The 20,421-nt window shown below is 73.3% G+C and carries 23 protein-coding genes and 1 tRNA gene; 14 read left to right on the plus strand and 10 right to left on the minus strand.

All coding sequences use genetic code 11. The features are described from left to right. Positions 1-17 precede the first annotated feature (17 nt). The 4 genes from ACN263_RS02345 to ACN263_RS02360 all read left to right on the plus strand — a co-directional run bounded on the left by ACN263_RS02345 (position 18) and on the right by ACN263_RS02360 (position 3,793). Positions 18-1,220: a hypothetical protein gene (locus ACN263_RS02345; protein WP_422738186.1), complete on the plus strand. Its 1,203-nt coding sequence runs from the start codon at positions 18-20 to the stop codon at positions 1,218-1,220. A 79-nt stretch (positions 1,221-1,299) separates the two neighbouring features. Further along, positions 1,300-2,172 carry a PHP domain-containing protein gene (locus ACN263_RS02350; protein ID WP_422738187.1) on the plus strand — a complete coding sequence of 291 codons (873 nt, stop codon included), beginning with the start codon at positions 1,300-1,302 and terminating at the stop codon, positions 2,170-2,172. 41 nt (positions 2,173-2,213) lie between these two features. Then, positions 2,214-2,828: a MarC family protein gene (locus tag ACN263_RS02355; protein ID WP_421474411.1), complete on the plus strand. Its 615-nt coding sequence runs from the start codon at positions 2,214-2,216 to the stop codon at positions 2,826-2,828. A gap of 44 nt (positions 2,829-2,872) precedes the next feature. Beyond that, positions 2,873-3,793 carry a RecB family exonuclease gene (locus ACN263_RS02360; RefSeq protein WP_422738188.1) on the plus strand — a complete coding sequence of 307 codons (921 nt, stop codon included), beginning with the start codon at positions 2,873-2,875 and terminating at the stop codon, positions 3,791-3,793. 32 nt (positions 3,794-3,825) lie between these two features. Here ACN263_RS02360 and ACN263_RS02365 read toward each other — a convergent pair whose 3' ends face one another. After that, positions 3,826-4,686, minus strand: a complete 861-nt coding sequence (locus tag ACN263_RS02365; protein WP_422738189.1) for an oxygenase MpaB family protein — start codon at positions 4,684-4,686, stop codon at positions 3,826-3,828. Between the two features lie 56 nt (positions 4,687-4,742). Continuing rightward, on the minus strand, positions 4,743-5,171 hold the full coding sequence (locus tag ACN263_RS02370) for a Fur family transcriptional regulator (RefSeq protein WP_422738190.1): 429 nt from the start codon (positions 5,169-5,171) through the stop codon (positions 4,743-4,745). A 201-nt stretch (positions 5,172-5,372) separates the two neighbouring features. On the opposite strand from ACN263_RS02370, the gene ACN263_RS02375 reads away from it, so the two are divergent. Next, on the plus strand, positions 5,373-5,855 hold the full coding sequence (locus ACN263_RS02375) for a DUF2231 domain-containing protein (protein ID WP_422738191.1): 483 nt from the start codon (positions 5,373-5,375) through the stop codon (positions 5,853-5,855). Between the two features lie 32 nt (positions 5,856-5,887). Here ACN263_RS02375 and ACN263_RS02380 read toward each other — a convergent pair whose 3' ends face one another. Further along, entirely contained in the window at positions 5,888-6,214 is a 327-nt protein-coding gene (locus ACN263_RS02380) for a hypothetical protein (RefSeq protein WP_422738192.1), read from the minus strand. A 106-nt stretch (positions 6,215-6,320) separates the two neighbouring features. Between ACN263_RS02380 and ACN263_RS02385 the strand changes: the two genes are divergently transcribed. Next, positions 6,321-6,503 (plus strand): hypothetical protein, encoded by a 183-nt coding sequence (locus ACN263_RS02385; protein WP_422738193.1) that lies wholly within the window; start codon positions 6,321-6,323, stop codon positions 6,501-6,503. Positions 6,504-6,558: 55 nt separating this feature from the next. Here ACN263_RS02385 and ACN263_RS02390 read toward each other — a convergent pair whose 3' ends face one another. Next, positions 6,559-6,939, minus strand: coding sequence for an FmdB family zinc ribbon protein (locus ACN263_RS02390; RefSeq protein WP_422738194.1), 381 nt, complete (start codon positions 6,937-6,939; stop codon positions 6,559-6,561). Between the two features lie 63 nt (positions 6,940-7,002). Continuing rightward, positions 7,003-7,641: a 5-formyltetrahydrofolate cyclo-ligase gene (locus ACN263_RS02395; RefSeq protein ID WP_422740570.1), complete on the minus strand. Its 639-nt coding sequence runs from the start codon at positions 7,639-7,641 to the stop codon at positions 7,003-7,005. Between the two features lie 124 nt (positions 7,642-7,765). On the opposite strand from ACN263_RS02395, the gene ACN263_RS02400 reads away from it, so the two are divergent. From ACN263_RS02400 to ACN263_RS02425, 6 genes are all read left to right on the plus strand, one after another. Continuing rightward, the gene (locus tag ACN263_RS02400; RefSeq protein ID WP_422738195.1) at positions 7,766-10,183 is read left to right on the plus strand and encodes a diguanylate cyclase; all 2,418 of its coding nucleotides are present in this window, start codon (positions 7,766-7,768) and stop codon (positions 10,181-10,183) included. 9 nt (positions 10,184-10,192) lie between these two features. Then, the gene (locus ACN263_RS02405) at positions 10,193-11,155 is read left to right on the plus strand and encodes a UTP--glucose-1-phosphate uridylyltransferase (protein WP_422738196.1); all 963 of its coding nucleotides are present in this window, start codon (positions 10,193-10,195) and stop codon (positions 11,153-11,155) included. Beyond that, positions 11,152-12,465 carry a gephyrin-like molybdotransferase Glp gene (glp, locus tag ACN263_RS02410; protein ID WP_422738197.1) on the plus strand — a complete coding sequence of 438 codons (1,314 nt, stop codon included), beginning with the start codon at positions 11,152-11,154 and terminating at the stop codon, positions 12,463-12,465. Before ACN263_RS02405 ends, glp begins: the two co-directional genes overlap by 4 nt. A 55-nt stretch (positions 12,466-12,520) precedes the next feature. Continuing rightward, positions 12,521-13,171: a GNAT family N-acetyltransferase gene (locus tag ACN263_RS02415; RefSeq protein ID WP_422738198.1), complete on the plus strand. Its 651-nt coding sequence runs from the start codon at positions 12,521-12,523 to the stop codon at positions 13,169-13,171. A 179-nt stretch (positions 13,172-13,350) separates the two neighbouring features. Continuing rightward, the gene (locus ACN263_RS02420; protein WP_422738199.1) at positions 13,351-14,130 is read left to right on the plus strand and encodes a hypothetical protein; all 780 of its coding nucleotides are present in this window, start codon (positions 13,351-13,353) and stop codon (positions 14,128-14,130) included. Between the two features lie 247 nt (positions 14,131-14,377). Next, a tRNA-Ala gene (locus ACN263_RS02425) sits at positions 14,378-14,454 on the plus strand. A 67-nt stretch (positions 14,455-14,521) separates the two neighbouring features. On the opposite strand, the gene ACN263_RS02430 is transcribed toward ACN263_RS02425, so the two are convergent. The 3 genes from ACN263_RS02430 to ACN263_RS02440 all read right to left on the minus strand — a co-directional run bounded on the left by ACN263_RS02430 (position 14,522) and on the right by ACN263_RS02440 (position 16,972). Further along, positions 14,522-15,205 (minus strand): lytic polysaccharide monooxygenase auxiliary activity family 9 protein, encoded by a 684-nt coding sequence (locus ACN263_RS02430; protein ID WP_422738200.1) that lies wholly within the window; start codon positions 15,203-15,205, stop codon positions 14,522-14,524. Positions 15,206-15,353: 148 nt separating this feature from the next. Further along, on the minus strand, positions 15,354-15,932 hold the full coding sequence (locus ACN263_RS02435) for a hypothetical protein (protein WP_422738201.1): 579 nt from the start codon (positions 15,930-15,932) through the stop codon (positions 15,354-15,356). 341 nt (positions 15,933-16,273) lie between these two features. Continuing rightward, positions 16,274-16,972, minus strand: coding sequence for a hypothetical protein (locus ACN263_RS02440; protein ID WP_422738202.1), 699 nt, complete (start codon positions 16,970-16,972; stop codon positions 16,274-16,276). Between the two features lie 201 nt (positions 16,973-17,173). Between ACN263_RS02440 and ACN263_RS02445 the strand changes: the two genes are divergently transcribed. Next, positions 17,174-18,187, plus strand: a complete 1,014-nt coding sequence (locus ACN263_RS02445; protein ID WP_422738203.1) for a hypothetical protein — start codon at positions 17,174-17,176, stop codon at positions 18,185-18,187. A gap of 102 nt (positions 18,188-18,289) precedes the next feature. On the opposite strand, the gene ACN263_RS02450 is transcribed toward ACN263_RS02445, so the two are convergent. Next, positions 18,290-19,144: a DUF4352 domain-containing protein gene (locus tag ACN263_RS02450; RefSeq protein WP_422738204.1), complete on the minus strand. Its 855-nt coding sequence runs from the start codon at positions 19,142-19,144 to the stop codon at positions 18,290-18,292. 129 nt (positions 19,145-19,273) lie between these two features. Further along, positions 19,274-19,930, minus strand: coding sequence for a 4'-phosphopantetheinyl transferase family protein (locus tag ACN263_RS02455; protein ID WP_422738205.1), 657 nt, complete (start codon positions 19,928-19,930; stop codon positions 19,274-19,276). Between the two features lie 184 nt (positions 19,931-20,114). On the opposite strand from ACN263_RS02455, the gene ACN263_RS02460 reads away from it, so the two are divergent. Further along, on the plus strand, positions 20,115-20,384 hold the full coding sequence (locus ACN263_RS02460; protein ID WP_422738206.1) for a hypothetical protein: 270 nt from the start codon (positions 20,115-20,117) through the stop codon (positions 20,382-20,384). Positions 20,385-20,421: the final 37 nt, after the last annotated feature.

The following is a 20,421-nucleotide window of genomic DNA, read 5'->3' on the forward strand; positions in this document are numbered from 1 at the left end:
CGCAGCGTCCTTCTCAGGTGCGACGTGACCAGCTCGAAGGTGCGGTGCGGGAGGTCCTCTCGCGCCAGGTCGCCGTCACCCGTCCGCTGGCCGCCGACCCGGCGGGTCAGGCCATCCGACGTGCCAACCGGATCCGTCGGCGGCGGGCCGGAGCCGGTGTCGCGCTCGGAGTGGTCGCCACCGTGCTGATCGGCGCCGGCATGACCCACCTCTCCGGTGGTACCGACCAGCAGGGGCCGCCCATCGTCGTGATCGGCGACCCGGACCTGTCGGCCCGACCGCTCCCCACGGCCAGCGTCGGCGCACCCCCGCCCACTCCGGATGCGCCCAACCGCCTGCTCCTCGCCGGGGCGTTGATCGACGCCGACGGCAAGCGCGTGGCGCTGCCGGGTGTCGGCCCCGCCGAACGCGCGCACCGGCTGCCCAACGACCAAGGTCTGCTGGTGGTCGGGGCGCCCACCACCGCCGGGCGCTCCCTCTGGGTGGCCCAGGACGACGGCCTGGTGCAGGTGCTGCTGGCCGGCGCGGGTCAGATCGTCCTCGCGCCCGACGCCACCCAGGTCGCCTGGCGGGACGGCGGCGACCTGCTCGTGGCCGGAGTCGTCGGCACCCAGCTCATCGGTTCGGTGCGTATCGCGGTGCCGGACAGCGCGCAACCCGTCCGGTTCGTCGGCAACAGCGTGCTGGTCCGGCTCGACCCGAACCGGCCGGGTCACGCGCTGTGGCGGCCCGGTGCGGACGAGCTGACCGCGGTGCCCGAGCAGGACACGCTGAACGTCTACGGTTCGCTGCCCGACGGACGGCTGGTCGGCCAGGTGCCGGCGAACTCCGTGGCCGGGACCTGCCTGGCGTTGCTCGACCCGAAGCGGGCCACGAAGGCGGCACGTACCGCCTGTGGCACCCAGTTGAGCCCGGACGGCCTCGGCGGGATGTCCGACGACGGGCGGTGGCTCCTGGTGAACGGCAGGGTCGGGGCGGCCGAACGATCCCTGCTGGTCGACCTGGCGCGGCTCGGTACGACGCTGGACGCCGTACCGGCCGGACCGGCGGTGAGCGGCGCGATCGCCTGGACCAGCGGCTCGGACGTCTGCTACGTCGACAACTCGGGCCAGCTGGTCCGGGTCGACGTCCGGCGGGTCCGCGCCGGCGAACAGGCCGAGCCGATCCCCGTGGCCGGCCTCGAACCCGGCGACCGGCCGGTCCTGGTCAGCGGCCCCTGACCCGTACGGGCCCGGGTGGGTGCCGGACTCGCTCCGACCTACGCGAGTCTGCTTCGGGTCCGCTCGGTAGCGTCGGGAGGTGACCTCGCGTACCGGCTCCGCGCCCCGGATCGACCTGCACGCCCACTCGACCGCCAGCGACGGCACGCTGACGCCGGCCGAACTGGTCCGCGCCGGTGCCGAGGCGGGTCTGGACGTGCTGGCCATCACCGACCACGACACCACCGCGGGCTGGGCGCCGGCCGTACGGGCGTTGCCGCCCGGTCTGCTCCTGATCCGGGGCGCCGAACTGTCCTGCCGATGGGCGGGCGTGGAGCCGGCGATACCACTGCACCTGCTGGCCTACCTGTTCGACCCGGCGCACCCGGAGCTGGTCGCCGAGCTGGCCCGGGTGCGGACCGCCCGCGAGGAGCGCGGTGAGCGGATCGTGGCGTTGCTGCGGGCCGACGGCATCGACGTGAGTTGGCCGGACATCCTGGCCGGCGCGGCCGGCGGGACGGTGGGTCGTCCGCACATCGCGCAGGCGCTGATCCGCGCCGGCCTGGTCGCCGATACCCGTGCGGCGTTCGGGCCGGACTGGCTGGGCGAGCGGTACCGGCTGCCGAAGGAGGACATCGACGTCTTCCGGGCGGTCCGGCTGGTCCGGGCCGCCGGGGGCGTACCGGTCTTCGCCCATCCCCGGGCCACCCGACGCGGCCGGGTGGTGCCGGACGAGTTGATCGCCGAGCTGGCCGCCGCCGGGCTGGCCGGGCTGGAGGCCGACCACGAGGACCACAGCCCCGCCGAGCGGGCGCACGTACGGGCGCTCGCCGCCGAACTGGGCCTTCTGGTGACCGGCTCCTCCGACTTCCACGGCACCCACAAGACCGTCCAACTCGGCGCGTTCAGCACGAGCGTCGAGGCGTACGAGCGGATTGTCGACGCCGGGGTGACCGAGGTCGCTTCGGGGTGATCCGCGTATTTCGCCCATCACGGCGCGGCTAGGTTGATCGCGTGGATCTGAAGCTGTTCGGCGAGGTTTTCGTGACCCTGCTGGTGATCACCGACCCGCCGGGCATGATGCCGATCTTCCTGGCGCTGACCGGGCCGCTGCCGGCGCGCGACCGTAACCGGGCGGCGTGGCAGGCCGTCGCGCTGGCCCTCGGGGTGATCGTGATCTTCGCGGTGGCCGGGCAGACGCTGCTCGACTACCTGCACGTGGATCTGCCCGCGTTGCAGGCCGCCGGTGGACTGCTGCTCGTACTTGTCGCCCTGGAACTGCTGACCGGCAAGGCCGACGATCCCAGCCAGCAGGTCACCTCGAACATCGCGCTGGTGCCGCTGGGCACCCCGCTGCTGGCCGGACCGGGCGCCATCGTGGCGACCATGCTCTTCGTCCAGCAGGCCGACGGGCTGGGCGACTTCACCGCCATCGCCGCCGCGATCCTCGCCGTCATGGTCGCCGTGTGGATCGTCCTGCGCTTCTCCGGCGGCATCGTCAAGATCCTGCGCCCCGGAGGCATCGAGGTGCTGACCCGGATCGCCGGCCTGCTCCTGGCCGCGATCGCCGTCCAGCTCATCGCCGACGCGGTGGCCGCCTTCGTCACGCACTACGTGAACATGACCTGACCGGGACAGTCCGGATGTCGGGGGTGGATGGCAGGATCGCAGGCGTGCGACGAGCCTCCTCATCCCCACGCCCCGCCGCCGGCGGTCGGGCGCCTCAGCAACGCCCCGGCGGCGGCGAGCAGCTCGGCTTCGAGGGGATGCCGGAACGGCTGTTCGTCTGCACCCCGAGCAAGCTCGGGACGTACGCCGACTGTCCGCGCCGCTACCGCTACTCCTACGTCGACCGGCCCGCACCGCAGAAGGGTCCGCCCTGGGCCCACAACTCGCTCGGCGCGAGCGTGCACACCGCCCTGAAGAACTGGTACGCGTTGCCCGCCGACCGACGCCGCCCCGAGGCGCTGGCCACCCTGCTCAAGGGCACCTGGGTCCGGGAGGGCTACCGCGACGACGAGCAGGAGCGGGCCGCCTACCGGCGGGCGCTGAGCTGGCTCGAGGCGTACGTCGAGACGCTGGATCCGGAGACCGACCCGCTGGGCGTCGAGCGCGTGGTGGCGGTGAAGACCGCTGTCCTGGCCTTCAACGGCCGCGCCGACCGCATCGACTCCCGCCCCGGGCCCGAGGGGCCGGAGCTGGTCATCGTCGACTACAAGACGGGCCGTACCGGGCTGGACGCCGACGACGCCCGGGGCTCGCAGGCGCTGGCCCTCTACGCGTACGCGGCCGAGCGGGTGTTCCGCAAGCCGTGCCGCCGGGTTGAGCTGCACCACCTGCCGACCGGCACGGTCGCCGGTCACGACCACACCGTCGAGTCGCTGGCCCGCCAGTTGACCCGCGCGGAGGACACCGCCCGCGACATCATGGCCGCCGAGCGGGTCGTCGCCGACGGCGGTGACGCCGACGAGGCGTTCCCGGTGGCACCCGGGCCGCGCTGCGGTTGGTGCGACTACCGGCGGCACTGTCCCACCGGGGCGCAGACGCCGGGCAAGGAGCCGTGGGCGGCCGTGGAACGGTCCACCGACGGCTGACCGCTCTCGGAAGCCCGCGCGCCGCCGCTCGGTCAGCCGGCCAGCGCGGTGGTTCGGCGGGCCGCGCGTTGCTTGGCGGCCTGGATCAACGGCCCCTCCAGGTACCGGCGGGGCACCGCGGCGAGCGCCAGCCGTAGCGCGCGGACGGTGAGATCCGCCGACAGTTCGGTGGTCGGCAGCCCCAGCCCGCCGTACATCCGGCGGGCCCACGGGGGGAGCAGCGCGAACGCGGTGCCCGCGATCCCGAGGTACGCCCAGCGCGGCGGGCCCAGGTTGAGGCCCAGCCGGGCCGGCAGACTGAGCTTCCACGGCAGCGGTGGGGCGGTGAGGAAGACCGCCGTCTCGGCGGCTTCCCGGGTCATCCGCAGCTCCGGTCGAACCGCACGGTAGTACCGCTCGACCTCGGCGGCGGTGCCCGGCACCGTGGCCGGGTCCAGCCCGACGAGGGCGGCCGAACGGCGTTGCTCGGTGTAGTAGCCGTCCACCTCGTCGTCGGTGAGCGGCAAACCGGCCCGTCGGGCCGTGCTGAGGAACGATTCGACCTCGGTGACGTGCACCCAGCGCAGCAGGTCCGGGTCGTCGATCCGGAACTCCTCGCCGGTGGCGGGGTCGGTGGCCCGGAGCCGGGCGTGCAGGCGGCGCAGCCGCGCCCCGGCCTGCTCCGCCTCCGCGGTGGTGCCGTAGACGGTCGTCGCCACGTAGGTGGCGGTGCGGACCAGCCTTCCCCACGCGTCCGTGCGGTAGTTGCTGTTCTGCGCGACGCCGGCCATTGCGCGGGGGTGCAACGCCTGGAGGTAGAGCGAGCGCAGGCCGGCGACGATCAGGATCGGCTCCTCGTGCACCTTCCACGTCGCCGAACCCGGACCGAAAAGGCCGAGGTCATCGGAGTCCACCGACCAAGCGTGCCACGGCCCGCGCGTCGGTGCCGGCCAGCGCGGGCGGGCCGGGGTCAACCGTCGGCGGCGCGGCGCGACTGGCAGTTCGGGCAGAGACCCCAGAAGGTCACCTCCGCCTCGTCCACCTCGAACCCGTGCGCGACGCCCGGGTCGAGGCAGGGCGCGCTGCCGACCGCGCAGTCGATGTCGGCGATCTCGCCGCAACCCCGGCAGACCACGTGGTGGTGGTTGTCGCCGACGCGTGCCTCGTACCGCGCCGGGCTGCCGGCCGGCTCGATCCGGCGGGACAACCCGGCTCTGCTCAGCGCCCCCAGCACGTCGTACACCGCCTGGGTGGAGACCGAGTCGAGGCGTTCGCGGACCCGACGGGTGATCTCGTCGACCTCCAGGTGCCCGCCGTCGGCGAGGACGTCCAGCACCGCGAGGCGCGGTCGGGTGACGCGCAGGCCCCTCGATCGCAGTAGTTCCTCACCTCTGGACACGCGCCAATGACAGCACGGACGCCCAGCGACGACAACCGTCGCCCAGGGGCCGTGGTCACGAACACAAGTCGTGAAGATCGATCCGGGTGCTGAACCTCATCGCCGCCGTGTGCGTGTCCTTCGAGGGAGAGCCCGGGGACGACCAGCAGTGCAGTTCGTACGCTGGCGCTTCCACCGACCGTGATCCGCCTGGAGGTGTCGATGTTCGAGGAGATCCTGGGTCTACCGACACACGTCTTCGTCGTGCACGCGATGGTCGTGTTCGTCCCGCTGCTGGCGGTGCTGGCCATCGCGTACGTGGGGCTGCCGCGCTGGCGGCACCGGCTGGACTGGGCGCTGGGCATCCTCGCCCTGGTGACGCCGGTGACCGCGTTCGTGGCCATCGAGTCCGGTGAGGCGTTCACCGACGCCCTGGTCGCCCGTGGTTACCAGGGACAGATCCTCGACCAGATCTTCGAGCACTCGCGCTACGGCGACATCCTGTTCCGGATCGTGGTGCCGCTGGGGATCGTGGCCATCGCGCTGCTCGTGGTGACCAGCGGCCACCCGCGGGTGCCGCGGCTGCCGGCCCTGGTGACGCCGGTGCTCGCGGTGGCGGTCGTCGCGCTGTCGCTCGCAGCCCTGGTCTACGTCGCCCTGACGGGTCACACCGGCGCGCAGGCCGTCTGGGGCACCACCCTCTGACGCGGCCGGTCGGAGGGTCGGCGGCGTGCCGGTCAGAAGACGATCCGCGAACAGAGCAGGCAGACGAGGGCCACCACCACCACGGCGGCCGCGGCCCCGAAGCCGTAGGTGACCCGCTGCGACCGCTGCTCCGCCGCGTCGAGGGCGGCCATGTCCTGCGGGGGCAGGCGTCGTGGTGGTGCCGGCTCCAGGTGTACGGGGGGACGCCAGCCCGCCGGCGGCGGCACGCTCGGAGGCGGTCCCGGATACCCGCCGGTGGGTGGTGTGGTGGGCGCCGGGTCGTCCGCCGTCGGGCCGTCGCCGGTTCCCGGCCGACGCCAGTAGTCGTCCGGGGTGCTGCCACCGCTGGGGGTCGTCACGCCGTCCGACGCTACCAACGGAGTCGGCCGTCCGGTCGGTTCTGACCGGTGTGCCGACGGTCGTCGAGCGGTCCGCCGGGTGCGGCCTGCGTTACCCTTGCCGGTCGTGAGCACCCAGGACCCTGGCGCCGCGGGCGTGCGCGGCGATGACGACCGCACCGTCGACCTCAGCGACGACTTCGTGGTGCTGCCCGAGCAGACCTCGGACGACACCGACTACGGCTGGGGCGAGCGCGGCGGCGGAAACGACGACTGGCTGCTCGCCCAACGCCCCCCGCACTGGGACTGAGCTCCGGGCGCGGTCGACCGCACCCGGGGATCAGTGGCGTACCGGCGGACCGGGATCAGGACGCCGAGCTGGCCGCGGGCGCCTTGCCGCCGCCGCTCGACCCGCCGGACGACGACGAGGACGACCCGGACGACGACGTCCCGGACGAGGTTGAGCCCGCCGACGAGGACGAACCGGCGGAATCCCCACCCGAGGACGCGGACGACTCGGACTTGGCCGGCTTGCTCGCGGTGCCGCCGGCAGACGTCTCCGAGCCGGACGCGCGGGAGTCGGTGCGGTAGAAGCCCGAGCCCTTGAAGACGATGCCGACGGAGTTGAAGACCTTGCGCAGCCGTCCCGCACACGCCGGGCACTCGGTCAGCGGCTCGTCAGAGAAGGACTGGACCGCCTCGAGCTGGTGACCGCACGCGGTGCAGGCGTACTGGTACGTAGGCACGTTCTCCTCCGGTATCTGGACTCGGCCAGTTGGCACTCGACGTATTCGAGTGCCAATGGTGCGTCATGCGGGCCGGGTTCGTCCAGCGGACGTGTGGGGCGCGACACCCCGCGCCGTATCCAGGCCGCCGTCAAGCGTACGCACTCCCCCGGAGGGGGTGACCACCGCGCGGACCGGACGGTCGTGCGGCTCGGCGGGCAGCGCCTCGACCAGCTCACCGTCGTGCAACGGCACCACGGTCAGGCTCGTCGTGGGCACCCGGGCCAGCGCCCGGTCGTAGGAGCCGCCACCCCGGCCCAGCCGCCGGCCGTCGTGGTCGACGGCGAGCGCCGGCACGACCACCAGTTCCGCGCCGGCGATTGCGGCCACGCCGAGGCGGGGACCGACCGGCTCCCGGATGCCCCGGCCGGCGGCGACCAGCGCGTGCGGACCGGTGTACGCCGCCCAGTCCAGGTCGAGATCCGCGCGGAGCACCGGGAGCAGCAACTCGGCGTCGGCCGGTAACGCGCCGCGCAACACCTCCGCGAGGTCGGCCCCGCCCGGCTCGGTGCCGACCGGCACATACGCCGTCATCCGGGCCGGGCGCAGCCGGCGTACCAGGGCGACCAGCTCGGCCTGGACGCGCCCGGCGGCCGCGGCCCGCGTCGTGTCGTCAAGTGTCCGCCGGTGAGCGAGCAGCCGGACCCGGGTGTCCCGCTTCATCACTCGGGTCACTTCCGCTTCATGAGAAAAATCTGACACGCAACACTCCTGACGCAACGCCACTCCCACGGTTGCTCTGTGTCAGCATCGCAAGCAACGGAGGCGGAACTTCCGGGGGGACCGAGTGACGCTACGCGGGCGGTTGACGGCAGCCTTCCTCGTGGTGGTGCTCGGCCCGGTCCTGCTCGGGGCGTTCTTCGTCGCCTCCACCGTCACGGCCGTGGACCGCACCCGGTCCACCGAACAGCTCGCCGTGGCGGCGTCCACGGTGCGTACCTCGGTCGACGCGCTCTGCCAGCAGCTCCGCGCCGCCGCCGACGCGGTCGCCCTCACCGGTGACCCGGCCGTCGTCGCCGGCCAGCTCGTGGGCCGTGGCCTGGCCGCCGCAGTGCTGATCAGCGACGTCAGCGGGCGGGTCACGTACCTCTCGCCGGGCGCGCCGTCGACGCCCTGGCGGGACTGTGCGGAGCCGGCCGCCGCGACGTCCGGCCCGGTCCGCGCGCTGGCGGCCCGCGTCGACCGCCGGGACCCGGCCGGCACCCTGCTGGGCAGTGTGGCCGCCGCGCAGCTCGTCGATCCGGCCTTCGTGGCCCGGCTGGCGGCGGTCAGCGGAGTCGCGGTCACGTTGCTCGACGGCGGCGCGAGCGCCGCCCGGTTCACCCACACCACCGAGTCCCGCGAGGTACGCGACGGAGTGCTGGCCGCCGCCGGCCACAGCACCGGCGAGCGGGTCACCGAGACCGCCAAGGGCCGGTACGTGCGGCGGACCGGGCCGTCCGTGGGCCAGCCGCTGCCGCTGGTGCTGTCGGTGCCCAGCAGCAGGCCACCGGGGCTGCACGTCACGCTGGCCGGCGTGGTCGTCCTGGCCGGGCTGCTCGCCGTGCTGACCGCGTGGCGGCTGGCCCGGGTGACCACCCGGCCCCTGGTGGAGCTGGCCGGAGCGGTCGACCGGGTGGCGCACGGCGATCTGACCGCCCGGGTGCCGGTGCGCGGCCGGGACGAGCTGGGCCGGCTCGCCGAGGCGTTCAACCGGATGACCCGCGAGACCGGTTCGTACGTCGCGGCGCTGACCAGCAGCCGTGACCAGCTTCGTGGGCACCTCGCGGTGCTCGGCGACACCCTGGCCAGCACCCACGATCTGCAACGCATCCTGCGGGTGATCCTGCACAGCGCGATCGCGGCCACCGGCGCCCGGGCCGGCGCGGTGCTGCTGGTGGAGGCCGGCGGGGTGCTTGTCGCACAGTGCAGCGAAGGTCTGGACGGGCGCTGGCCGGCAGCGGACCCGGACGGGCCGGAGTCGCTGCGGGTGCCGGTGGGCGTCGGCGTGGTCGGCGCGGTGGCCGCGACCGGCGAGCCGCAGCGGGGACGGGTGGAACCGACCGAGACGCCGACCGGCGAGCCGCGCTGCCGCACCTACGTGGCCGTCCCCTTCGCCGCCCCGGGCACGACGACGGTCGCCGCCGGCACGCCGACGGTGCCGGGTGGCACGACCGGGCTCGCCGCCGGCACGCCGACGGCGCCGGGTGGCACGACCGGGCTCACCGCCGGCACGACGACCGCACCGGGTGGCACGCCGACTGCCGACGAGCCGGGTGCGCCGGCGGTGGCCCTGGGCGTGCTGGCGCTCTACGACCGGGTGGGCGCGGACGAGTTCGACGACGACGACCTGGTCACCCTGCGCACCTTCGCCGGGCACGCGGCCGTGGCGGTGGAGAACGTGCGGGTGCACGAGGAGGCCCAGCGGCTCTCCCTCACCGACCCGCTCACCGGGCTGTGGAACTACCGCTACCTGCGCGAGTCGATCCGCCGGGAGGTCGAGCGGGCCAGCCGGTTCGGCCGGATGCTCAGCGTCCTCGCCCTCGACCTGGACCGCTTCAAGGACGTCAACGACACGTACGGGCACGCGGCGGGGGACACCGTGCTGGCCGAGTTCGCCCGGCGGGTACGCGGGGAGATCCGCGAGGTGGACCTGGCGTTCCGGCAGGGTGGGGAGGAGTTCGTGCTGCTCCTGCCGGAGACCGACGCCCGGGGCGCGGCGATCGTCGCGGAGCGGCTGGGCGCGGCGGTACGCGAGACCCCGATCGCCGTCGAGGCGTACCCGGGGCCGGTCGTGGTGACCGTGTCGGTGGGTATCGCCGTCTACCCGGACCACGGCAGCACCGGGCGGGAGGTGCTGGAGGCCGCCGACGACGCCCTCTACGTGGCCAAGGCCGCCGGCCGGGACACCTATCGCGTGGCCGTGGCCCGCCCCGACGTGCCGAGGAGGGAGATACCCGTGCCGACCGGCGCGGTCAGCCCACCCGACGGACTGCCGCGAGCCGGCCGGCACGGGCCGGTTCCGCGGGAGCCGGGCGGCCACGCCCGGTCGGAGTCGGCTGCGGGCGTACCCGATGCGAACCGGTCGGGGCCCGCGCACGCCCGGCCGGAACCGGCGGACGGCCCGGCGGATGCCGCGCGAGCCGGCCCGGACGCGGCCCGGCCGGGGCCGGGCGGCGGCGCGTCTTCTGGGCCACACCCGCCGCGGCAGAGCCGTGGCCGATAGTCTCGCGGCATGTCGGAGCACTCAGCGAACCCCTCAGCGACGGTCGCCGCAACCGGCCGTCCCCTGGCGGTCAAGGCCGTCATCCCGGCCGCCGGACTGGCCACCCGCTTCCTGCCGGCCACCAAGGCGGTTCCCAAGGAGCTGCTGCCGGTCGTCGACCGGCCGGTGTTGCAGTACATCGTCGAGGAGGCCGCCCAGGCCGGCATCGACGACGTGTTGCTGATCACCGGTCGGGGTAAGACGTCGATGGTGGACCACTTCGACCGTCGCCCGGACCTGGAGACCAGGCTGGAGGAGAAGGGCGACGCCGAGCGGCTGGCGGCCGTGCGTCGGCCCGGTGAGCTGGCCGAGATCTACACCGTCCGGCAGCCGGAGCAGCTCGGGCTCGGGCACGCCGTCGGGTACGCCGAGTCGCACGTCGGCGACCAGCCGTTCGCGGTGCTGCTCGGCGACGAGTTCGTGAAGCCGTCCGAGCCGCTGCTGCCGGCCATGCTGGAGCTGCAGGCCCGTACCGGCGGCGTGGTGCTCGCCTTCTTCGAGGTCGACCCGGCCGACACCAAGCGGTACGGCATCGCCTCGGTCGAGCCCGCCGAGGCGGACCTGACCGACATCGGCGAGGTCGTCAAGGTGACCGGCATGGTGGAGAAGCCGCAGCCGGAGGACGCGCCGAGCAACCTGGCCGTGCTGGGCCGGTACGTGCTGCCCGGCACGATCTTCGACGCCATCCGGCGGACCAAGCCGGGCAGTGGGGGTGAGATCCAGCTGACCGACGCGATGGAGCTGCTGCGCAGCGAGGGCACGCCGGTGCACGCGATCGTCTATCGGGGCACCCGCTACGACACCGGCATGCCGCTGGGCTACCTCCAGACGGTGGTGCAGATCGCCGCCGAACGCGAGGACTTCGGCACCGAGTTCCGGGCCTGGCTGGCCGAGTTCGTCAAGGCCGACGCGGCAGGCGGATCTGGTACATGACCGCGACGGCCGACGCCGAGGCGGCCGCGAACGAGTTGACGCCGCTCGCCGACTACCTGGGCAGCGTGCTGCGCAGGTTACGAGCGCTGCCGCCACTCGACCTCGACCTCACCCAGGCGCACGGCAACGTCCTCGCCGAGGACGTCGTCGCGCCGCACGCCTTCCCGGCCTTCGACCAGGCGGCCGTGGACGGGTACGCGGCCCGCTGGGAGGACATCTCCGGAGGGGGTCGGGGCCCGAGCTACATCCCGGCCCCCTCCGGCACGCCCGGTGGGCGGAGCATCCGGCTCAACGTCGTCGGCGACCTGGGCGCGGCGAGCTGGCGTCCGGTGCGGCTCACCCCCGGTTCGTGCTTCTCGGTGGCCGCCGGGGCGCCGCTGCCGGTCGCCGCGGACGTGGTGGTCCCGGTGGAGTGGACCGACCAGGGCATGGCCGCCGTCGAGATCTTCCGCACCCCCAAGCGGGGGTACGGCGTCCGCCGCGCCGGTGAGGAACTGCCCGCCGGCACCCTGCTCGCCCGCGCCGGCACGTACGTCTCGCCGGCCCTTGTCGCGGTCTTCGCCGCCACCGGCATCGGGCACGTGGTGGTGCGGCCCAGCCCTCGGGTGGTCATCGTGGCCACCGGGGACGAGCTGGTCGACGTGGGCCGTGGCAGCCAGCCCGGTCAGGTGGTGGACGCCAACTCGCACGCGTTGACCGCCGCCGCGGCCGAGGTGGGCGCGCTGGCGTACCGGGTGGGTATCTGCGACGACGACCCGGAGGGGCTGCGCGGGCTGCTGGAGGACCAGACCCTGCGCGCCGACCTGATCATCACCACCGGGGGGACCGGCACCGGCCCCGGGGACATGGTCCGGCGGATCCTGTCCCGCCGTGAGGGCGGCCGGGCCGGGCCGGTGGCCTTCACCGACGTGGCGCTCTATCCCGGCACCGCGCTCGGGTTCGGCACCGTCGGCGCCGAGGAGGTCCCGGTGGTCTGCCTGCCCGGCGACCCGGGCGCCGCGCTGATCGGCTTCGAGGTGCTGGCCCGACCGGCGATCCAACTGCTCGCCGGCGCCGAGCCGGTGTTCCGTCCCAGCGTCCGGGCGCACCTGTTGGAGACCGTGTCGTCTCCGGGCGGGCTGCGTGAGTTCCGGCCCGCGCACGTCGCCGAGCGACGCGGCGGCGGTTACACCGTGCAGCCGTTGCGGGGCGGCCCGTTCACCCTCTCCGGCCTCGCCGAGGCGAACGGCCTGCTGGTGCTCGGGGAGCGGGTCACCACCGCCGCTGCGGGCTCCACCGTGGACGTCCTACTGCTGGACCGCCGTCGGTGAGATCCCCCGGAGGTCCACTTGCGCGCGAACCGGTCCCGCGCGGGAGACTGTGCGGGTGAGTCTCTTCGGAGCAGTCCGTGCGCCCGGATGGCCGGCGGTGCTGGTCGACGGCCCGGTGCTGCTGCGCCCGTATCGGCGCTCCGACGCGGCGGCATGGTCGGAGGTACGCCGGGCCAACCAGGCCTGGCTGGCCCCCTGGGAGTCGTCGCTGCCGGGCGGTTGGGACGAGTTGAATTCGCCGGCCGCGTTCCGGTGGGTGCACCGCGACCAGCGACGCTCGGCCCGTGAGGGCGAGGGGATGCCCTTCGCGGTCTGCCTGCGTGAGGCCGATGGGGAGCGGCTGGTCGGGCACCTCAACGTCGGCAGCATCGTGCGCCGGGCCTTCTGCTCCGGTTACGTGGGCTACTGGGTCGACGCCCGGGTCGCCGGGCAGGGGGTGATTCCGACCGCGCTCGCGCTCGCCGTCGACCACGCGTTCGGCCCGGGTGGACTGCACCGGATCGAGGTCAACATCCGGCCGGAGAACCGCCCGTCGCGGCGGGTGGTGGAGAAGTTGGGCTTCCGCGAGGAGTCGTACCACGTGCGCTACATGCACATCGACGGCGCGTGGCGCGACCACATCGGATACGCGATGACGAGCGAGGAGATCGCCGCCGAGGGCGGTCTGCTGGCCCGTTGGCACCGGATCCGCGCCACCGCCCGGTAGCGGCTGTCCCACGCACGGGATCGGCGCGGCGCGGCGGTATCCCGGTCGGTGCACCGTAACCTCAAGTAACTGCAAGCTGCGGCAAGCGCTCACCGCCCGGATGATCCACGCGCTCAGGCGTGATCGGTGGAAGATCCTGCGGTCGGGGAGCGGTTGCTCCGAATTCGGTGACGGGAGGGGTGAGGGTGCCGACCTCGGTGCTCCTCGCCGTCCTCGCCGCCGCCGGCCTGCTCGCCCTGGCTCCGGCGCTGGTTCGCCGGTACGACGCCACCGAGCGGCTGGTGGCGGAGCGGGCGCAGTCGACGGCGCGGGTGCTCCAGCGCCGTCGGCGGCGTCGTACTGTGCCGGGACGGCAGCCCCTGCACCCACCCCGCTCCCTCATCGTCACCCTCAGTGAAGACGCGACTACGGGGAAGCTGGCCGTGCCGGTCTCCGGGCCGCCGGCCGCCCGCCGCTCCGGCCGGCTGCGCGCCGTACCGTCGGCCCCGAAGCGCCCCCGTCGTCGTCCACCGCGTCGGCAGCACACCCCCGCCGTGTACCGGCGACGCCGCGTGCTCGCCGCACTGCTGCTGCTCAACGTCGTCGAGCTGATCGGCGTGCTGTTCGTCAGCCCCGGCTTCTGGATCGGCTTCTCGGTCACCTTCATGCTGCTGGCCCTGTACGTCGTACACCTGCGCAGACGGGCCCTGGCCGCCCGCCGGCGGCGTCGGGCCCGGGCCCGGGAGGCCGCGTGGCTGGCCGCCCGCCAGGCTGAGGTCCGCCGCGAGCAGGCCCGTAGGGCGGCGGCCCGCCGGGAGGCGCAGCGCCGTCTGGCGGCCCAGCGCGAGGGGGTACGCCGAGCCGCCATGGGCCTCGACCGCCCCGCGGACCTTCCGGCGGCGGTCAACGGCGGCTCGGTCTCGTACCGGCGCTCGGGTGGCCTGCGCGGCCGCCCCTACGAGGCCGGCCGCGGCGCCTGACCGCGCCCGGGTGGCCTCGTGGCGCTCAGGCCTACACCGGCCTCGTAGGGCTTGATCGACTCGGTTTCCGGGAAGGCGTGCTGTCCGGGTGTCCGGGATGCCCCGCCCTCCGGGATGTCGAGTGGATCTCGGGGGCGGTGGGGCGGCGCACCGGGGGTGGATTCGCGGTGGAGGCGGGCGACCTGTTAGCCTTGCTGCCGGCCCGCCCGGTGCAAGCCGGGTGGGACCGAAGCCGGTTCGCCGGCGGGGGGCTGTGGCGCAGACTGGTAGCGCACCTCGTTCGCATCGAGGGGGTCAGGGGTTCAAATCCCCTCAGCTCCACCAGCAGGGCAAGGGCGGGTTCTCGGGAAACCGGGAACCCGCCCTTGCTGCATGCCGTGGCTGTCGAGCGTCAGCTGACGGTGATGTCGCTGCACCACATGTAGGTCTGGTCCATGTGCGACGCCTTCCACAGCACGAACAGGATGTGGTTTCCGCTGCGCGTGGACGGGATCGTGACGTTGAACGAGATGTTCTGCGCCGGCGCGTAGCGACCGGTTGTCGCGATCAGATCCAGGTTGCCCCACCCGAGTTTCTGGGTGGCCGGGTTGAACCCCTGCTTCGAAACGTAGACCTGGAAGAAGTCAGCACCGTGGCTGGCCTGGTCGTACATCTGGACCGTCAGGTTGCGGCTGACGGGGGTCGACTTCCACGCTCCCGGCTGGTTGAGCGAGTCGTTCCGGGCGAGGGCGTTGCTGCACAGCTGCCCGTCCGGGGTGCGGGCCTGGAACTGGCCACCGAGACCGTCACGCAGTTGGCTCATCCAGTTCCACATGGTGTCGGGATTGGCCTGGAACGCCCGGTAACACATCGGGTCCTGCTGCTGCATGGCCGGGTTGGTGTGCTGGTTACCCCAGGTCTTCCAGCACTGGTACGCGCGGGTCGCCGGGTTGATGACGGTGCCGTGTGCCTGGGCCGCGCCGACCGAGGGCAGTGCGCCGGCCACCATGGCGAACAGCAGGACCAGCGCCTGGAGGGACCGACGGACGGTTGACCGGGGTTGTCCGCCGGACTGATCGGACTTGGTTGAACGCACGGTTCAGCCTCCGTTCTTCGGGATGATCGGGGGGTTGGGAACGCTCCCAAACCCACTGTTACATCCATGTGTCTAAATATCAATGCTGATCTATCTAAAATGGGATATGAGGTGGCCAGGGTGGTCGCCACCGACCGGGGGAACGGGGTCAGAGGCCGGCTGCGGCGTCGTACCGGCGACGCTGGTCGGCCATCTCCGACTGGGTCAACGCCTCCTTGAGCGCCAACTCCTCGTACTTGTCCGGGAACATCTCCCGCAGCCGGTCGACGAACCTCACGTCGGCGGTCGCCTCGACCACCTGGATGCCCGGCGGGTTGGTGGACATGTCCATGATCAACGGACCGGCCAGCTTGACCGCCACGTCCCAGGGGCGCTTCTTCTCGGCGATCCCGCACAGGTGGAAGCCGTAGACCGTACGCACGTCGGCCAGCGCGGCGGCGTCGGTCGGCTCGTACCCGTAGACGCGGACCCCGCAGATCACCGGCGGCTTACCCTCGGTGGCCACCTGCTGGGCACCGTGGCCGGCGTGGTTGTGCTGCCCCGGATCCGCCTGTTCGAGCGTGGTCCGCATCCGGGCCGTGATCTGTGCCTGCAGGTCCGCCGGCTTCGCCTCCTGGTCCGCCTGCCTGACCAGGACGACCGCGCCGGCCGACACCACCAGCAGGATCACCGCCACCCACACCAGCCGGTTCCGGTACCACCTGGCGGCATTCTCTGGGGAAGTCATGATTGCCTTTCACCTCGTCGCCGGTTCCGGCGTCCTGGCAGACCGAACCGGACGTCCCGGCGGATGCGACGTCGAGCGCGTCGGCCGTCGGGGACACGTGTCGGGGGATGCGTACGACGGACACGGCGGCCCACCCGGCGGGTTGTCCGTCGTCACGGAGATGGCCCGGCTGTGTGGCAGGCGAGCGGCTGCCCAGGTGGCGCGCTGCCGGCACTGCGCTGCTCCCGCGCTGGCCGTTCCCGGCGCGGTTGCCCCCGCGCTGCGGCGATACGAGCCATTCCAACACGTCTGGCCCCACTGTGGCAACATCGACGTACATCATTGCAAAATCGGCACCGTCGTCAGGCGAACCGTTCGGTCGTCACGGTGACCAGGCCGTGCTGCCGCAGCAGGTTCGTCAGGTCGGCCAGGGTTGCGGGCACCTCCTCGACCCCGTCGGTGCCCAGCAGGACCGTCACGTCGAGGGCCCAGGCGAGGCTACGGCCGACGCGTCGCAGGTCCCAGATGAACCGGGTACCACCGCTCTCGTACCGACCGTCGGCGACCGATCCGGAGGTTCCGCCACCCGTCGTACGCCAGCGGCTCCGTAGCGCGGCCACCTGCTCCGCCCGCAGGTCCTTGGCGAACAGGAGGCGGTACAGCCGTCGTTCGAAGAAGCCGTCCGGCGGCTGGGCCGGGCCGAGCCGCAGGGGCGCGGTCGCCGCGATCGGTTGGTGGTCGCGGAAGTACGTCCGCAGCACGTCCTCGGGCGGCAGCTCGCCCCCGCCGAGGCGGCGGTAGGCGTCCGCCGCCTCGGCGCGGCCGGTGGGCACGACCCGGGCGAGTACGGCGGGCTCGGTACGCAGACCACGGCTCAGCGTGGCGGAGCTCCACCAGCCGCCGTCCGGTCTCCAACTCGTGCTGTGCAGGCCGGTGGCGCAGAAGTCGTCCTGGCGGGTGAACTCCTCGACGAGGATGCCCGCCTCGGCCTGTCCGCCCGGGTCGGGCAGGAGCAGGTGGTAGTCCAAAGTGCGGCTCGAACGCGGCCGATCGACGATCATCCGTCCGATCCTGCGGCCACGGCCGACGCCGGGCAAGAGCCGTCCACAGGTGCCCGGCAGCGGTCGTCCGTAGCAGACGGACGGCCGTGTGGAGCAGTCACGTCACTCATCGGACAGACCGCAACCGAAGGACGCCTTCAGGAGTGCATCTGGCATCAGTCGACGCCCGGGACGGTCCGGGATTCACACGGGGAGACAGAAATGAACCACACCGCTCGACGCAGGATGCTCGCCGGCACCGCCGCCGGACTACTGGCCGCCTCGCTCGGCGTCGCCGTGTCCGCGACGGCGACCGCCGCACCCGCCAGGACCACCGCCGGCGCCTGCACGATCAGCACCCTGCCCTACCCGGCGGACACCTACCGGGCCGAAGCGGACGCCATCGACCCGTCGGGCCGCTTCGTCGTCGGGTCCGCCCTGCGGGTCCTCGACACCGGCAACCAGTCCGTGCTGCTGTTCTGGGACGGGCAGCAGCTCACCGAGACCGAGATGCCCGGCCGCAACGGGGTTGTTCCGGTCGACGTCAACGAGAGCGGCACCGTGATCGGCAACGGTTGGGCGGAGGACGGCATCAGTCAGCCGTGGACGTACCGCGACGGCACGTTCGAGAAGTTGCCGGTGCTGCCGTCCACCGGCATCGTCGTCTCCGCCATCAACGCCGCCGGTGACATCGTCGGTTACGGCTCGGACATCGTGCCCGGCGAGTACGTCGGGCTGCGCTGGCCGGCCGCCCGGCCGGGCACGGTCGAGGTGCTCGACGCCCCGGTCAACGCGCAGCCGACCGGGATCACGCCGAACGGGACCATCGTGGGTACCGCAGGCCCGTTCGGTGACTGGACCGGCTGGGTCCGCCGGCCGAACGGCAAGGTCAAGCCGCTCGCGGTCGCCGGTGGTGGGTCGACGGTGGTCAACGCCGCCGGGGGCCGCTGGGCGATCGGCCAGGTCTGGCTCGGCGGCGACAGCCCGGCGAAGGTGCGGTGGAACCTCCGCGACGGATCGCACTCGATCCTCGACCCGGAGGCCGGCCTCGACGACGTGAACGCCAAGGGCATCGTGGTCGGCGGTGCCCTGGTCACCCGCGGCGCCACCTCCCGGGTCCTGCCGGGCGGTGGTACCCGGATCAACATCGGCGCCCGGTCCATCGCCGACACGGGCACGATCGTCGGCTTCCGCAACGCCGACCGGGTGACGCCGGTCCGGTGGACGGGCTGCTGACCTTCCGAAGGTGACGGTGCGTGGGGCCGGTCCGACCATCGGGCCGGCCCCCGCCACGTCAGGGCCGGGGCCGGTCCGACCATCGGGCCGGCCCCCGCCACGTCAGGGCCGCCAGAAGCCGGCGGTCGCGAACCGGTGCTGGTACTCCAGCATCCCGGACGTGTCGTGCACGTCGAACACCACGCTGCCGGTACGCCTGCTGCCGGCGGCCAGGTCGTTGCCCGCCGGGATGGGCTTGCCGCAGCCGGAGAAGGCGCCGGTGACCGCGTTGGTCTCGGTGCCGTCGGCAGCCACCCACTGGAAGAAGAGCGGGTTCGCCGAGCCGGTGCCCTTGGTCACCGCCACCGTCACGTCAGCGATCACGAACAGACCCTCATCGGGCTTCAGGCCGTACGACTTGCAGGGTTTGGTGGCGGTGCGGAACTTCGTCACGGTGATCTCGACGGTGCCGCCGTTGTCGTCGATGACGAGGGTGTCCCCCACGGACATGGTCCGCGCCACGCCGGCGACCGACGGTACGGGCGAGGGCGTGGCCCCGACCGCCGGTTGCCCGACGCCGCCGGTGACGCCGGGGGTGGGCAGCGCCTCGGTCACCTCGTTGGCGGCGTGCTTCGCGCCGATGACGACGGCCACGATACCGCCGGCGCAGAACATCAGGGCGAGCACGGCCGTCGTCACCGCGACAGCGACCACGGTCCGCTGCGACGTCGCCGTCGGTGTGGGCGGCGGCATCGTGATCGGCTGGCCCGGCCCGGCGGCCTGCGGGTACGCGGCACCGGAGTACGGCGGCGGAACCGGCCCGCTGCCCGCAGCCGACCAGGGGCTGGGCGTCGCGGGCGGGACCGTCGGGTCTGTCGCGGACTGCTGCGGTGTCGCCGGGAGCGGCTGCGTCGGCGGCGGCTCCGGGCTCGGCTGCTGAGGGTCCTGCGGTCCGACGGGGGGCTGGGGGTGGGTCACCGTACTCCTTGACGCCTCGTACGTGCGGTTCGGGAACCCGCCGACGCTACCGCGCGCCGCCGGGCACCCGATCGCCGCGCCCGGGCGGTGTCCCATGGCCACAGCAGTGGCCAGCATGGACGGTGACGGTCAGCGCGGGGCGAGGACGGCGGCGGTGCGGACCAGGCCGTCGGCGACCACGAACCGGCCGTCGATCGTGGTCGGCGGGTCGGCCACCTCCGCCGCGTCCACCCGCTTCGGTGCGATCCGGGCGGTGAACGTGCCGGCGTCCGGGTCGATCTCCAGCCGGGCGTCGTGGAAGTCCAGCCAGGTCCCGACGACCGGGTGCCAGACCTTGTAGACGGTCTCCTTGGCGCTGAACAGGACGATCGGCCACCGGATGCCGGAGGGTAGCCGCGCGAAGCTCTGCTCCTCCTCGGGCAGCAGCACGAGCCGGCGTACCCCCGCATTGATCTCGCGGTGCTGTTCGGCGTCCATCCCGACGGACCGCACGTCGGTGGTGCGGGCCGCCGCGGCGGCGCAGTAGCCGGCGGTGTGGGTGATGGCGCCCACCACGCCCGCGGGCCAGACCGGCGCGCGGTTCGCGGCGCTGGGCACGGCCACCGCCGGCAGGCCGAGCTCGGCCATGGCCCGGCGGGCGCAGACCCGGCCGGCGGTGAAGTCCCGTCGACGGGTCTGCACCGCCTGGTCGCTGAGACATGCCTGCTCGGCGTCGAGGAGGTCGCCGGTCCAGTCGCCGGGCCCGGCGACGGCCACGGCGACCGTTGGTGGCAGGAGGTCACGCACGGCCGAAACCTACCGTCGGGTAGTGAGCGGTTGCTCGCTCCACGGTCATATTTCCGACTCCCACGACCGGAGAACGTACCGCAAAGATGTAACACCGGAGGGACGCGTCGCGCTCTCCATGATGGCTCCGGGGGGACCACCATCAAGAGCTGGCATGTCCCGTGAACATCTAAGAGGAGCTGCGATGAGCGATGGCGCCGAACGGCCGAAAGGTCGGGCCGACGACCACGCACCGACGACCCCGGGCTGGAACTGCGGCTCCTGTGGCGACGAGTGGCCGTGCGCGACCAAGCGCGGCCGGCTGCTGGCGGAGTACGGGGGTGACCGGGCGATGCTCAGCGTCTACCTGGGCTCCTGTCTCGCCGCCGCCGCCGAGGATCTGCGGGCCGCGCCGGTGATGTCGTTGCAGGACCGGTTCATCGGCTGGCTGCCCCGGGGCACGCGACGAAGCTGAAACCGCAGGTGGCCCCGCCGGCGAACCGGGCGGGGCC

The organism is Micromonospora sp. WMMD729, assembly GCF_049315225.1.
Taxonomy (GTDB): Bacteria; Actinomycetota; Actinomycetes; order Mycobacteriales; family Micromonosporaceae; genus Micromonospora.

Coding starts and splice junctions, on each gene's coding strand:
- ACN263_RS02440 (WP_422738202.1), bottom strand. CDS start 16,972: ATGATCGTCGATCGGCCGCGTTCGAGCCGCACTTTGGACTACCACCTG.
- ACN263_RS02435 (WP_422738201.1), bottom strand. CDS start 15,932: ATGACTTCCCCAGAGAATGCCGCCAGGTGGTACCGGAACCGGCTGGTG.
- ACN263_RS02395 (WP_422740570.1), bottom strand. CDS start 7,641: ATGAAGCGGGACACCCGGGTCCGGCTGCTCGCTCACCGGCGGACACTT.
- ACN263_RS02460 (WP_422738206.1), top strand. CDS start 20,115: ATGAGCGATGGCGCCGAACGGCCGAAAGGTCGGGCCGACGACCACGCA.
- ACN263_RS02405 (WP_422738196.1), top strand. CDS start 10,193: ATGTCGGAGCACTCAGCGAACCCCTCAGCGACGGTCGCCGCAACCGGC.
- ACN263_RS02445 (WP_422738203.1), top strand. CDS start 17,174: ATGAACCACACCGCTCGACGCAGGATGCTCGCCGGCACCGCCGCCGGA.
- glp (WP_422738197.1), top strand. CDS start 11,152: ATGACCGCGACGGCCGACGCCGAGGCGGCCGCGAACGAGTTGACGCCG.
- ACN263_RS02375 (WP_422738191.1), top strand. CDS start 5,373: ATGTTCGAGGAGATCCTGGGTCTACCGACACACGTCTTCGTCGTGCAC.